General features: G+C 60.2%; 10 protein-coding genes, 1 tRNA gene and 1 pseudogene. 5 read left to right on the top strand and 7 right to left on the bottom strand.

Annotated elements, in window-relative coordinates; all coding sequences use genetic code 11:
- Window positions 1-306 precede the first annotated feature (306 nt).
- Window positions 307-1200 (top strand): annotated as a pseudogene (locus QP922_RS12930) (IS256-like element IS1249 family transposase); the annotation flags it as partial.
- A 119-nt stretch (window positions 1201-1319) separates the two neighbouring features.
- On the opposite strand, the gene QP922_RS06225 reads toward QP922_RS12930, so the two are convergent.
- Both QP922_RS06225 and QP922_RS06230 read right to left on the bottom strand, forming a co-directional pair.
- Window positions 1320-1396, bottom strand: a tRNA-Met gene (locus QP922_RS06225).
- A 156-nt stretch (window positions 1397-1552) separates the two neighbouring features.
- Entirely contained in the window at window positions 1553-4537 is a 2985-nt protein-coding gene (locus QP922_RS06230; protein ID WP_284808394.1) for a UPF0182 family protein, read from the bottom strand.
- A 123-nt stretch (window positions 4538-4660) separates the two neighbouring features.
- On the opposite strand from QP922_RS06230, the gene QP922_RS06235 reads away from it, so the two are divergent.
- Together QP922_RS06235 and QP922_RS06240 are read left to right on the top strand one after the other, a co-directional pair.
- Window positions 4661-5224, top strand: coding sequence for a PPA1309 family protein (locus tag QP922_RS06235; RefSeq protein ID WP_284808396.1), 564 nt, complete (start codon window positions 4661-4663; stop codon window positions 5222-5224).
- A 77-nt stretch (window positions 5225-5301) separates the two neighbouring features.
- On the top strand, window positions 5302-5982 hold the full coding sequence (locus QP922_RS06240) for a beta-N-acetylglucosaminidase (RefSeq protein WP_284808397.1): 681 nt from the start codon (window positions 5302-5304) through the stop codon (window positions 5980-5982).
- 47 nt (window positions 5983-6029) lie between these two features.
- On the opposite strand, the gene QP922_RS06245 is transcribed toward QP922_RS06240, so the two are convergent.
- Entirely contained in the window at window positions 6030-7106 is a 1077-nt protein-coding gene (locus QP922_RS06245; RefSeq protein WP_284808398.1) for a YlbL family protein, read from the bottom strand.
- Window positions 7107-7199: 93 nt separating this feature from the next.
- Between QP922_RS06245 and QP922_RS06250 the strand changes: the two genes are divergently transcribed.
- Complete coding sequence (locus QP922_RS06250; RefSeq protein WP_284808399.1) at window positions 7200-8621, top strand: zinc-dependent metalloprotease; 1422 nt, start codon at window positions 7200-7202, stop codon at window positions 8619-8621.
- Here QP922_RS06250 and QP922_RS06255 read toward each other — a convergent pair.
- Window positions 8618-9115, bottom strand: coding sequence for a M48 metallopeptidase family protein (locus QP922_RS06255; protein WP_284808401.1), 498 nt, complete (start codon window positions 9113-9115; stop codon window positions 8618-8620). The two genes, QP922_RS06250 and QP922_RS06255, sit on opposite strands and share 4 nt — an antisense overlap.
- A gap of 78 nt (window positions 9116-9193) precedes the next feature.
- On the opposite strand from QP922_RS06255, the gene QP922_RS06260 reads away from it, so the two are divergent.
- A complete protein-coding gene (locus tag QP922_RS06260) occupies window positions 9194-10021 on the top strand; it encodes a TOMM precursor leader peptide-binding protein (RefSeq protein ID WP_284808402.1) in 828 nt (275 codons plus the stop codon).
- Window positions 10022-10056: 35 nt separating this feature from the next.
- Here QP922_RS06260 and QP922_RS06265 read toward each other — a convergent pair whose 3' ends face one another.
- Genes QP922_RS06265 through QP922_RS06275 form a run of 3 tightly spaced genes read right to left on the bottom strand, consistent with a single transcriptional unit; the run spans window position 10057 to window position 13923 of the window.
- Window positions 10057-12108 carry an ATP-dependent DNA helicase UvrD2 gene (locus QP922_RS06265; RefSeq protein ID WP_284808403.1) on the bottom strand — a complete coding sequence of 684 codons (2052 nt, stop codon included), beginning with the start codon at window positions 12106-12108 and terminating at the stop codon, window positions 10057-10059.
- Window positions 12077-12811 (bottom strand): NAD(+) diphosphatase, encoded by a 735-nt coding sequence (locus tag QP922_RS06270; RefSeq protein WP_284808405.1) that lies wholly within the window; start codon window positions 12809-12811, stop codon window positions 12077-12079. Before QP922_RS06270 ends, QP922_RS06265 begins: the two co-directional genes overlap by 32 nt.
- Entirely contained in the window at window positions 12811-13923 is a 1113-nt protein-coding gene (locus tag QP922_RS06275) for a potassium channel family protein (RefSeq protein ID WP_284808406.1), read from the bottom strand. The genes QP922_RS06270 and QP922_RS06275 overlap by 1 nt, the downstream gene beginning before the upstream one ends.
- Window positions 13924-13929 lie beyond the last annotated feature (6 nt).

Genomic DNA, 13929 nt, shown 5'->3' on the forward strand with positions numbered 1-13929 from the left:
TCGTGGGCGTCGTAACTAGTGGTTCAAGGGGCTGGCGGTGTGACCGACAACCCCTGACCTGTCTGATTCGGGACTCGACATGCCCCAAACTCTAACATGCCTTCAATGGCAAGGGCAAGCGGTCTGGACAGATACTTCTTGAATCGGCACGGTGTCATTACGGGCGGGGGCCAGAACAACGTCCCTGGACATCACATCTAGCCCCCGACGGGAAATCCTCGGTGTGGCAGCCGTGATGTGCTATGCGCGGCGTGGTGTGGTGTCGCAATGTCGAAGAACCAACCACGCTGCCACTGCGGCGGTGAAATGAAACGCAACGGCACCACCAGCAAAGGCACCACCAGATGGCGCTGCAAACAATGCGGCGCCTCCAGCGTCAAACGTCGAAACGACATCACCAACGCGGCAGTGTTCACCCAGTTCATCGAGCATTGCACCACCGCAATATCACTCGACGACCTAGCCAAACGAAACGGTGTTAGCCGCGCCACCATGAAGCGGCGCTTCAAGTGGTGCTGGCTCGTTGATGTGCCTGACCCCACCGCCGGCCACCACAAGCGGATCTACGACCAGGTATTTCTCGATGGCACCTACACCGCCGGTGGCTGCCTGATCGTCGCGGCGACCATCGACCACGTGATCGCCTGGCACTGGTGCAAACACGAAACCACCCGCGACTACCAACTGCTGCTTGAACGCATCGAAGCCCCACTCATCGCCGTCATCGACGGCGGCCAAGGCGCATACAGCGCAATCAAAAAGTGCTGGCCGACTACGAAAATTCAACGCTGCCTCGTCCACGCCCAACGCGTGGTCCGCCGCTACACCACCACCAACCCACGCACCGATGCCGGGCGCACCATCTACCGACTTGCGCTGAAACTGACCCGGATCACCACACTGGATGAAGCCGCCGCGTGGGGTGTGCAACTGCACGAGTTTTCAACGATCTACCGGGAATGGATGAACGAGAAAACCATGATCAAAGACCCCAAAACAGGTGCATGGACCCGCGTGTGGACCCACCACAACGTGCGCAAGGCCTACAACAGCCTCAACCATCTTTGGCGGTCCGAGATGCTGTTTGTCTACCTCAACCCGCCAGCAGGAGTCCTTGCGCCCGAGCGGATCAAATCCACCACCAACAGCTTAGAAGGCGGCATCAACGCCCAGCTCAAACTGCTCGCCAGAACCCACCGCGGCAGATCAGGCGAACGACAACGCCGCATGCTGGATTGGTGGGTAGCGCTCGAGGCGAATTTCGGGCCAACGAAAACGAAGAGACCCACCAGCCGAAGTGACTGGTGGGTCTTAGAAGTTGGTAGCGGGGGCCGGATTCGAACCGACGACCTCTGGGTTATGAGCCCAGCGAGCTACCGAGCTGCTCCACCCCGCGTCGAGATGTACTTCCAAACATCAAGCGCTCTGCGCACTGTCCTGTGCGCTGGCGACTCATGTAACTATACAGACACCATGGTGCCTACCCAAATCAGCAGGGTAGGCACCATTTCGTGCGGAGGCGCCAGGCTTGAGTGCTAGCGCTGGTTGTGGCTTACTGGGACTGCAGCGAGCGGTAGTCCTCCACGGCCTTATCCAGCTCGTCTAGGGCCTTGCCGTACTCCTCGAAGGAGCCGTCCTTGGCCTTGTCCACACCGTCGAGAGCCTTGTTGATGGCGTCGATGGCCTCGCCTTCGCTGGATGCCTTCGGAGCGGAAGCCGGTCCGGATGCCTCAGAATCCTGGTCATCCTTAGCGTCCTTCTGGTCACCGTCGGACTTCTCCTTGTCATCCTTGTCGGTCTTCTCACCCGAGTCGCCCTCGATCTCCGTGATGTCCTGGGCAGCCTTCGGATCAATACCGACCTGCTCCAAGGCCTCACCAATCGTCGGGGCATAGCCCACGCGGCCCTTGTAGGACACAAGCACGCGCAGCAGCTTCGGGAACGCGGATTCCTGGCCCTTGCGCTGCGAGTAGATCGGCTCCAGGTAGAGGATCTCTCCCCCGCCCACTGGCAAAGCCAGAAGGTTACCGTTCTTCAGGTCATTCGAGCCCTGCCACAGCGTGCGGTCACGAGCCACCTGGTCGGAGGACATCATGGCGTCCTGTGCCTGCTTCGGGCCCTGGGTTTGGGTGTTCGTCGGCAGCACGCGCACGGTGATGTCACCGTAGGTATCCGGGTCCGAGGACACCGCCATGTGTGCGGAGAGGAACTGACGGTTCAGACCACGGTAAGAAGTAATGAGCTGGAAGCTCGGCTTGTTGGTTTCCGGATCGGAGGCCAACACGTAGTACGGCGGCTGGTTCAGACCCTGGGACTCGCCGGCGGTCGGGTCCTCCGGCACAGACCAGAAGGCATCGTTGTTGAAGAACACGCCTGGGTCATCCACGTGGTACTTAGCCAGCAGGTTGCGCTGTACCTTGAACATGTCCTCCGGATAACGCAGGTGCTTGCGCAGCTCGTCGGAAATCTCCGACTCTGGCTTGACGACGCCCGGGAACACACCCTCCCACGCCTTGAGCACGGGGTCTTCGGTGTCGAACTCGTAGAGATCGACGGTGCCGTCGTAGGCGTCGACAGTCGCCTTGACCGAGTTACGGATGTAGCCCACCTGGTCATTGACTAGGCGCTGCGTGGTGCCGTTGGGATTCTGCGTGTCCTGGGTGGTCTCCGTCAGTGAAGTGCGCTGCGAGTATGGGAGGGAATCTAGTGTGGTGTAGCCATCCACGATCCACTTGATGCGGCCATCGATGACAGCCGGGTAGGTGGAGGAATCCGTAGTGAGCCACGGGGCGACCTTTTCCACGCGCTCACGCGGGTCACGGTCATAGAGCAACTTGGATTCGGAGCCGACGCGTTCGGACAGCAGGAAGTTCAGCTCCTGGTACTTCAGGGCAAAGGCAGTGCGGTCAACGATATTGCCAATATCCACACCGCCAGTACCTTCGTAGGTGTACGTGGAGGTATCGGTGTCATACTCCACCGGCTGGTCACCGGTCTTGCCCACGATGGCGTAGTCCATGCCATCGCGCGCACCCGCAATCACTGGACCAAAGTAGATGCGGGGCTCGTCCACCTTGATGCCCAAGGATTCTTCAGCGTTCTGAGTCTCACCCTCGCCCTCAGCGTCTTTACCGGACTGAGTCTGCAGGTCAGCCACCGTGAAGATGGGGAAACCACCACGAGCAGAACCTGCATCGCGGGCTACCTCATCCACCTTGTTAGCCTGTGCTGCGATGAAGCCGTTGCCGTGGGTATACACAGTGTGACGGTTAATCCAGTTCTGCTGGTTTTCCTGCAACTCATTGGGATCCAGCTCGCGGGCAGCCACAACGAAGTCACGGATTTCGCCGTCAATCTCGTAGCGGTCCATCGCCAGAGTCTCCGGGAAGCCATAGAAGTTCTTCAGCTGCTGCATCTGAGTAAACGTCGGCGCCAGAATGTCTGGGTCCAGCAGGCGGAGGTTCGAGATGGTGGAGTCATCAGAAGCCACCTTGTCATCAGAAACGTCTCCTGCTCCCCAGTTTTCCTCGTAGGTCACCTTGTCTTCAGTAAGCCCGTACGCAAAGCGGGTGGACTCGATATTGCGCGAGATGGATTCAGCTTCTTTAGCCTGGCGGTTCGGGTTGACGGAGAAGCGCTCCATGATGAGCGGCCAGCCCTGACCAATGACCAATGCGGACAGCACCATAAGCACCACGGCCAGCCCTGGGATGCGCAGGTCCTTAATCACCACTGCGGAGAAGATCGCCACCGCCACAAAGATGCCGATGATCATGAGGATGATCTTTGCCGGCAGGTAGGCGTTGATATCGGTATAAGAACCACCGGTGAACAGCGAATGCTGGTTGTAGAGCAGCTGGTAGCGCTCCAGCCAGTAGCCAGCCACCTGTAGCAGCATCCAGATACCAGCGGTCACAGCCAGTTGGGTACGCGCAGGTTTCGACAGCGAACCACGAACACCAGCAGCACGGTTACCAATACGGATGCCACCCAGGATGTAGTGGCCCACCAGCGCGATGAGGAAGCACACCGCAAACAGCATCGAGAATGCATTGACCAGCATGGACCACACCGGCAAACGGAAGGCATAAAAGCCCAAGTCGTGGTTGAACTGCGGGTCATTAAATCCAAAGTCCTGCGAGTTGAGGAAGAGCATGACCGTGCGCCAGTTAGCCTGGCCCAGCAGACCGGAGACGACACCGATGAGCACCGGGATGGTCTTGAGGAAGACCCCCATGGTGCTTTCAATGGACTTGCGGTACTGGTAGACCGGCGAGTTCAGGTCTGCCATATCGAAAGAACCGCCGCGACCACGCCATACCAAAAGCCCTGCGACGTAGGTGATGGCGGCGGCAACGAGTCCGAAGACGACGAAGAGCACGATTCGGGTAAGCAGGGTCTTGGTGAAGACCCCGCGGTACTCAATCGCGCCGAACCACTTCCAGTCCGTGTAGAAGCCCACGAACATAGGGCCGATGAACAAGAGGACAGCGATGATGGCGACGACCCAGGAGAGCACTCTGGGAGGACGTTTCATCGGGGCGGTGGGTCGGTTCAGTCCGGAAGCCAACTCCAGCTCCAATCAGGTCTCGTGCGAATATAGAGGTATCAAGCTTCTAGTCTAGAGAAGCACTATCACCGTCAACGAACAAGGACGCTTATGAGTTCCCAACCCAATTCCAAGCCAGCTGCCAACCGCGCGCTCAACCAGGCGATGCGCGAGGCCGTCGACTTCATTCATGCCGAGGGCTGGGATGCCCCACCGACTCTGTTTGCGCTTGTGCCTACCGAGTTAGTCGCTGCCCAGTTGGGTGATGTGGATGACGAGTCGCCGCTTACTCTGGTCGTCCAAGAGCTGCCGGAGGGCATTGAGCCCGGCTCGGAGCACTTAGCCGAGTACGTCGCGCGCCTGGCGTGGCCGCGCGAGATTGCCGGAGTCATCCTGGCACAAGAAATCATGTTTAAAGACACGGAGGACGCCGCGCTTGGCGACGCCCACCCGGCCCGCCTCTTCTCCGGTGTCTTGCGCGATACCGTGCAGGGCGGCGATGAGCATGGCGCTGAGCTCACCCTCCTGCAGCTGCGCCCCACGGAGGAGGAGCTGGAAGCAGCTGGCCCCTTCGCCGAGGACGATATTCAGCTGCGCGGAGGTCCAAACGTAGCGCCCGGCGTCATCGCTGCGCTGCGCTACGGTTTGGAGCAGGATCCAGACGAGCTTATTTAATCGTCTAAACTGGGCAGATAGCATTAAGCATTATCGAGTTATTCAGCAGTACCGCTTTGTAGAGGAGCCACCCCACCGTGCGTTTGACCACCCGCCTCACCGCCGCTGCCTCAGCCGTGCTCGCCGCCGGCGCGCTGTTGAGCGCATGTGGGGATAAGGAAACCCCCGAGCCGTCGCCGGCTACCTCGCCTGTTGCGTCAACAGACGCAGAGAAGCCCACCTCCGCGGCCGCTACCTCGACATCCGCAGAGGAGAGCGAGACCAGCTCTGCTGAGGACACCACCTCCTCCGAGGAATCCGAGTCCGCGCCGGCTTCCGAATCAGAGTCCAACTCCGATGACGCGGACGAGTCCGAATCCGCTGAGCCGAGCTCGGCATCGGGTGGGAAGTTCGAGGCTTCGGTGGACAAAGCCTACGCAATTTTCGGCGGCCTCGTTCCCGAGGAAATCTTTGAGGAGTTTGATCGCTGCGACCCGAACGGTGTGACGGACTCTTTCAATTGCTCTGGCTCCAAGGTGGGCCAGTTCCAGTTCTTCAAGTCCAAGGCCAAGGCTTCCCAGACCACCCAGGTGCTCACGGAACTGCGCAGCTCGCGTGTCGTTGAGGACAGCGGCAACCGCGTCGTGGGCTGGTCCATGTTGGGCAACACCGCCATCCTCACCGTCGTGGATAACGACGAAGGTCTCATCATGCAGCAGATGATTTCCACCGACCAGGACGATCCGGAGGAGCGCCTGAAGGAACTAGGCCTCGTCTAGCCTCACCTTCTAGTCTCACCGCACGCGGTCAGGCAGGCCGCGCGCGATTACTTCGCGCACGTCTCGACCTCGTCGCCGGCAGCAAAGTCATGCATGGCTGTGATGGCGTCGTCGAGAGTATGCACCTTGGCTACCACCATGTCACCGGTATCGCGGCTGATGGCCTCGGCGCAGTTTTCTGCTGGGGAGAGGAAGAGCTGCGCGCCCGCATCCCGGGAGGCACGAACCTTATGGACAATGCCACCGATAGGGCCAACCTGTCCGTCCTCACCGATGGTGCCCGTGCCAGCTACCTTGACTCCGCCAGTGAGATCCTCGGTGGACAGTTTGTCGATGACCGCCAGCGTAAACATCATGCCAGCCGAAGGACCACCGATGTCCTGCAGGTTGTAATCCACCGTGATGTCTTCGGTGGGAACCGACGTCATGAGGATGCCAAGGAGCGGAGTGTCCTTGTCCTCTGGGTGGGCACCAAGCGTGACCTTTTCGGTGCGGTCCTTACCGTCGCGGGTGATGTCGAGCGTGACGTCATCGCCGGGATCCAGTCCTCGGATTTTCTCTTGGACCTCGCCGGGTTCGGTGACGGGTTCGGAATTGACGGCGGTGATGATGTCGCCGTCGTGAAGCGTGGAGGCCGCAGGGGCGTCGTCAAGCACCTGCGCCACCTCAACGCGCACGGGTTTGTTGAGGTAGTCCATGGCGGCCACAGTGGCAGCTGACTCAGACTGGGTAAAGGCCTGCTGGTTCGCCTCCTGCACCTCCTCGTCGGTCTTGCCCTGCGGGATGATGTTTTCGATAGGTACGAGAGTGTCATCAGTAAACAGCCAACGCCCCAGCGCCTGCGCCATCGTCATGTTGGTGCGCACCGATACCGTTGTCATGTTGAGCTGGCCGGTGGGCTGGTACGTCTCCGGCGCTTCCACGTCGACGACCTGCATACCCTCAACCTCACCGAGCGTGTCCACAACAGGCCCCGGGCCTTCTGCGGCATACGGAACCGTCAGAGTAATGTCCGTCCCCGGGATGTGGTCCACGCTGAGCAGAGCTCCCGTAAGCACCACCGGAATCGCTCCCCAAGTCAGGGTACGGAGGCGGCGAGTTCGAGGGTTCTGCTGTTGATTCACGGAGAAACAGCCTACAACGTTTGATGGTCTGTTCGCTCTCAGCGTTGCCGAGAACCTAGAATCCGTGACCTGGAAACCGGTAGATTGGGGCGCATGAGCAACGGATTCGGTTTTTCCTTCCCCAACAATGATGATGACGACGACAAAGATCGTCGCGACCAGAACCCGTTCGGCGCCTTCGGCTTCAGCGCGGGTGGCGCTGGCGGTGGCGGTGGCCTAGGCGATCTTCTCAACCAATTTGGTCAGATGCTATCCGGTATGGGTTCCTCCATGAACTCCCCGGAAGGCGCTGGCCCCGTCAACTATGACCTGGCCAAGCGCATTTCCTTGCAGCAGATCTCCGGTGATAAAGAGGTCAACGACAAAGACCGCACCGCCGTCCAAGAATCGGTACGTTTGGCCGAGCTGTGGCTTGATGACGCCACCTACCTTCCCACGGCCTCGGGTACCGTGACCGCATGGAACTCTGCCCAGTGGCTCGAGGAAACCCTGCCGATGTGGCAGCGCATGGTCACCCCGGTGGCGGAGCACATGAACAACGCACAGCTCGAGTCTTTGCCGGAGGAAGCCCGCGACATGATGGGCCCCCTGACCTCAATGATGAATTCGATGTCCGGCATGAACTTCGGCATGAAACTGGGCCATGCTCTTGGTGACCTCGCCTCGCAGGCACTGACCGGTTCCGACTTCGGACTGCCGGTCTCCCCCGCTGGCACCACGGCGCTCCTGCCGCACAATATTCAGGCCATCGCCCGCAACCTCAACGTTCCGGGCCAGGAGGTGCTCGTCTACATCGGCGCCCGTGAGGCTGCCCGCCAGCGCCTGTTCAAGCACGTGCCGTGGCTGGTCGAACGCCTGGTGTCCTCCGTCGAGGAGTACGCCATGGGCCTGGTCATCGACACTTCCCACATTGAGGAAGCTACACGCGAGCTCAACCTGGAATCCGGTGACCCGCAAGCTATTCAGGATGCGATGGGCAAACTGCAGGGCATGGACCTCTCCCCGCGCATCACCTCGCGCAACGCTGGCGCGGCCTCCCGTCTGGAGACCCTTCTGGCACTCGTCGAAGGCTGGGTCGAGCACGTGGTTACTGAGGCCCTGAGTGAGCGCATTCCGTCGACGCAGGCGATGAATGAGGCGTGGGCACACCGCCGCTCCACCGGCGGCTCCGCGGAAAAGGCCTTCTCCCAGGTCGTCGGCATTGAGCTCAATGCCCCGAAGGTGGAGGCTGCCGCCGAGCTGTGGCGTCGCGCCACCGTGGCCGTGGGGCCAGACAAGCGCGATTCCGCGTGGGATCACCCAGACCTGTTGCCGACTGCGGAGCACATCGACAACCCTGCCTCCTTCATTGATGGCCTGCTCGATGACAGCACTGACGAAGGTTTTGAAGAGGAATTCTCCAAGCTGGAGGAAATGCTCAAGCAGCAGAACGATGACTCCGCGCAGGACACTGACGCGGAGGGCACAGTCGAAGGCGAGGACGACGCCGACGGCAAAGACTCCCGCGAGGATTAGCGGAAGCGCTGATAGGCCTCCAAATAGCCCTTGGCGCGCTCCGCCTTAGGCGCACGATCTGCCCATTCCCAAAACTCCGGGCCATGACCGGAAATGAAGGTGTGGGTCAGCTCGTGGATAATGACCGCATCGAGAACGTACTCGGGAACGTCCTGCAGACGGTCCGAAATGCGAATATCTCCCGTTGAGGTAGTGCAACTGCCCCAACGGGATTTTTGATTGCTTACCCAGCGAATAGATCCTACGGTTGCGCGGCCGTCGAGAAATCGTGCATTCAGTGAGCGGGCGCGGGCTGTGAGGGAGGCGTCGGAAAGCTGCGCCGATGAGTGCTTCTTCTGCACCTTCGCCACGATGTCCGCTACGGCCTTCTCCTCCTCCGTTGCCGACATCCATGCCGGGATACGTACTTCCAGCACGCCGTCGACAGTGCGGGCTTGGACGGTGCGCCGGCGCCGGGCTGAGCGAATGACGCGGACTTCGGGGTTACTCGACATGACAGGGCATTCTACCTGTGGTGCAATAGAGACCCACCGCGGCTAGGAGGGATGCCGCGCGACGGGGGGAGAGAATTTATGGCGGCACAAACCTATATGTTGGCGCCAGACGTGGTCGTTCTCGAACGCGAGCCGGGAATGGTGCAATGCGGAATGGACGCCACGCGCGTCGGGGTGCTAGAAGCACATCCACAGTTGGCGAGTGTCCTCAACCGGCTTCGGACGCCGCTGACCAGGCAAACGATTGAGAATTTGATTGCCCGTACGGGGCTATCACCTGCTGCTGCGCGCAGTCTTGTCGACGACCTCATTAGCTACCACATCTTGTGGCCGGAACCGCGACTCCAACGCATCGCGGTGCTTGGGAACTCGGTGTTAGCCGATGAGCTTCGCGACGCACTTCTGGGCGACCACTTCCAGCCCCGCACTCCCCTCCACACCGAATCAGCCGCTGATTACATCGACAACGTGGCGGGCTACCTTCCAATCGTGGCGGTGGACATGCTCGGTGGTGCCGTGAAATGGGCGCAGGCGCTCCACCGAAGTAAGGCGACGTGGTTGCCGGTATCTATGTTGGATGCCCGGGGCATCATTGGGCCGGTACGTGTCAATGGTGCGGGCCCGTGTCCCATGTGTGCGCACCTGCACCGCATTGATGCTGATGCACAGTGGCATGAGGTGGCACAGCGAGCTGATGCGGCCGTGCGGCCAGGGGATCCCATAGTGCGCACCGCCGTTGTGATGCATGCGGTGGTCACCATTCGCCGACTCATGGGCAGGCCTTCCCCACCTGGGGCTCCGACAGCACGGCCCCTGGCCGGAGAACTCAAGGAGATCGATCTCTACGGCATGGAACAACACCGCTTCGTGCTGGAGCATCCACGCTGCCCGTATTGTTCGGGCTAAAACCTTCAGCTTGCTTGTTGTGTGCGCAAGCGCGCTTAACGCGTAGAAGCGATAATCTGCAAAACCTCCGCGCCGTAGCGCTCCAGTTTCGTCGGGCCTACGCCTGAGACATCAAGCAGTTCCGCTTCCGTGGCGGGAAGTGCTTCCGAGATAGCCTGCAAGGTGGCATCAGAAAAGACGACATAGGCAGGGACTTTAGAGTCCTTGGCCACCGAGGCGCGCCATGACCTCAGAGCGTTGAAGACGTCCTCGTCTCCTTCGTACTCGCACCATTCGTGGCGGCCCAATACCTTTTCCGCAGGGCTGGTGAGCTCGCTGGAGCAGACCCTGCAGCGCCGCGGGCGGTAACGGCGATTGCTCGACTCGCTTTCCTCAATGCCCGGCACGAGGCCGTCGAGGAAACGGGTCCGCTCGCGCGATGCCCGCGAACCGGTGGTCTTTGCTAGCGCCCACGACAGGGCCAGGTGCTCGCGGGCACGGGTAATGCCCACGTAGAACAGGCGGCGTTCCTCTTCCACCTGCTCATCGCCAGCCTTGATGGCATGGTTAATGGGAAGCAGCTTTTCGGTAAGACCGACGAGGAAGACCGCATCCCACTCCAAGCCCTTAGCAGCGTGAATGGTGGCCAAGGTAACCCCCTCCATGGTGGGGTTGTGCTTGTTTTCTGAGCGGCGGTGCAGCTCTCCCAGCACGCCGTTGAGATCAATGCCCTCGTGATCCTCCACGATTTGGGCAATGAGATCCACGAGTGCGCTCAGTGACTGCCACCTCTCTCGCGCCTGGGCACCCTGCGGTTCTGTAGCCGTCAGGCCCAGCTCTACAAAAGCTGCGCGGGCAACGGCAACCGGATCCGCCGGGAGGTCATCACGGCGCGACGCAGCAATAAGCACACGGATAGCTTCCAAGATTTCGGGGCGCCGGAAGAAACCCTCACCACCGCGCACTTGGTAGACAATTCCGGCGTCGGCAAGCGCCTGTTCAAACTGTTCCGACTGCGCATTGATGCGATAGAGGATGGCGATCTCGGAAGCTTTTACGCCCTGGTTAAGCAAGGTCAGTACCTGGCCCGCGACTTCCTTGGCTTCTACTTCCTCAGATTCATAAGCCTTGAAGGTGGGCTCCGGACCGGGCTCGCGCATACCCTGCAGCTCTAGCCGGGTGCCTGCGGCACGGCCGCTGGCCTTTGCAATGACCTCATTAGCCAACTGTGTAACCTGCGGCGTGGAGCGGTAGTCTCGCTGCAGTTTAATCATGGTGGCCTGCGGGTACGTGCGGGAGAAGTCCAACAAGTATTCCGGTGAGGCACCGTTAAAGGAGTAAATGGTCTGGTTGGCATCACCCACGACCGTGAGGTCATCACGGTCCCCCAGCCAGGCTTCAAGCACACGCTGCTGCAGTGGAGTGACATCCTGGTACTCATCCACGACAAACGTGCGGTACTGCTCACGGAATACTTCCGCTACCGATGGAACATTCTCAATAGCCCCGGCAATGTGCATGAGGAGGTCATCAAAGTCGAGGTACATGAGATCCGGGGTGGACTTCATGTCCTCATAGCGGCGGAAGACCTCGGCAACAGCCTGCGGATCCCCCGGGGCCTCGCGGTCTGTGCTTTCGATGACGCCCGGATAGCCCTCGGGGCCAATGAGCGATGATTTGGCCCACTCGATTTCGCCCAGGAAATCACGAATAGTGTCCTTGGTGTTGTCGAGCCCCAATGAGCGCACTGCGCGTCCGACAAGGCTGAATTTGTTATCTATGAGTTGCCACGGCAGGTCCCCCGCTACTTGCGGCCAAAAGTACTTCAGCTGCCGGCGGGCGGCGGCGTGGAAGGTTTGCGCCTGCACTCCCCCCACTCCCATCTGGTTAAGCCGCTCGCGCATCTCACTTGCTGCACGGGTGGTGAAGGTGACAGCGAGAACACGCTGGGGATTGACAAATCCTTGGTCCACCATGTGGGCAATGCGGTAGGTAATCGTGCGGGTTTTACCCGTACCTGCGCCCGCCAGGATGCATACCGGTCCGCGTGGCGCCGTAGCGGCGGCACGCTGGTCCTCATCGAGCAGGGACAGATCCGGTCTCATCACCGTGGAACCACTCCATAATCATCGTGTGTGCAATTGAGCCCTTGCGGGCAATGGTCATGCTCGGCAGGTCAGCGCGGGACACCCACCGTACTTCTGCGAGCTCTTCGTCAGTATCGCACACGGCCTCGACATCCTCCGTGACAGCGGAAAAGCCCACCATAAGGGACCCGCTGGGCGGCCACGGCTGGGAACCCCAGTACCGCACGGTATGCAGTCGGCGACCGGTTTCCTCGAGAGCTTCGCGCTCCATGGCAGCCTCAAGGGTTTCGCCTGGTTCGACGTAGCCTGCAATGAGTGAGAAGAATCCTGGCCGGTGGCGGTTGCGCGCCAGAAGAATACGCTCCGACTCTGCGTGGTGAATAATGCCGATCACCGCTGGGTCAAGACGGGGAAAGACATAGCGGTCACCAGCGCGCCCCACCACACCGGGAGCAGGGTACTGCAGTTCCTCACCCGTGCGCGGATCAAAGCGCGCTTCACGACGATTCCGGATCACATGCACGGCTTTGAGGATGTCACTCTGGCCGTTGAAGAACGCGGCATCCTGCAACGTGCCGAGTTTCTCGGCAGCTGCTGTATCCAGTAAGAAGGCGTCAACGTCGCCGGCTTCAACGAGAATGTCACCGGCAGGTTCTGCCACGAGGACTGGCTGGCCTTGGGCATCAACTGGGATGCGGCCGGTCTCGGTGACTGGCAGGTACATTACTTGTCGTCGTCCTCGTCCTCATCGGTATCATCGATGGCCTGCTGCATTTCGTGCTTGATATAGAGCAGGCGGTCACCTGGTTTGAGGGCATAGGCATCGGCGGTATCAACTCGGTGTAGCTCGTTATTGCGCAGGACCGCCAGCACAATATCCGCAAGGTGCCGCGGGTTAGAACCAACCTCAAACTCACGCACAGCGCGCTCGGCAACGGAGAAACCCTCGTTCGGGGAGAGCAAATCTTCCATCATCTCCACCACCGTCGGGGTGACGGTGGCAAGTCCAAGCAGACGGCCTGCAGTCTCCGCGGAGGTCACCACAGAGTCAGCACCCGATTGCAAGAGAAGGTGTCGGTTCTCGGATTCACGAACGGAAGCCACAACCTTAGCCTTGGGGTTGAGCTCGCGCACGGAAAGCGTACACAGCACCGCGGTATCGTCCGTGGATGGAGTCACGACGACGGACGAAGCATTTTGCACACCGGCAATGCGCAAAACATCCTGCTTGGTACCGGAACCATAGATGGTCACAAGACCGTGGTGCTCGGCGTTAGCCAATGCGGCGCGGTTGGTATCGACGACCACGATCTGGGAGGCAGGGACATCATCCGCAATAAGAGCGGCCACCGCACCGGCGCCCTTCGTGCCATAGCCGATAACGACAGTGTGGTTACGCAATTGCTTTCTCCAATTCTGGATTTCAAAAGTGCGACGTGCTCGGTCAGTAAGCACCGACAAGGTCGCTCCGACCAACAAGACAAGGAAGAGCAGGCGGGCCGGGGTAACAATGGCAAGGTTGATGAAACGCGCCTGCGGAGTAACGGGAACGATGTCACCATAGCCCACTGTGGTCAGCGAGACCGCCGAATAATACGCGGCATCGAGCAGCGACAGGTCCTCGCTGTAACCACCGCCGTCGAAGAAGACGACGATAGTGACGAAGACGAGAAGGCCAAAAGCCCACAGGACGCGGCGAGCCAGTTGCTTCCACGGGTTGGTGCTCTCCGTACGCGGGAGAGTAATGACGTCAATCAACGCATGATCAGGCTGCGAGGTTAACTCAATCTGCGGCAAGAAACGCGATGTCAAGCGTTTGCCTAAGTGCTTGGCCACTAAGCG

Origin of the sequence: Corynebacterium sp. MSK218, from assembly GCF_030232655.1 — a bacterium.
In the GTDB taxonomy this organism is placed as follows: domain Bacteria; phylum Actinomycetota; class Actinomycetes; order Mycobacteriales; family Mycobacteriaceae; genus Corynebacterium.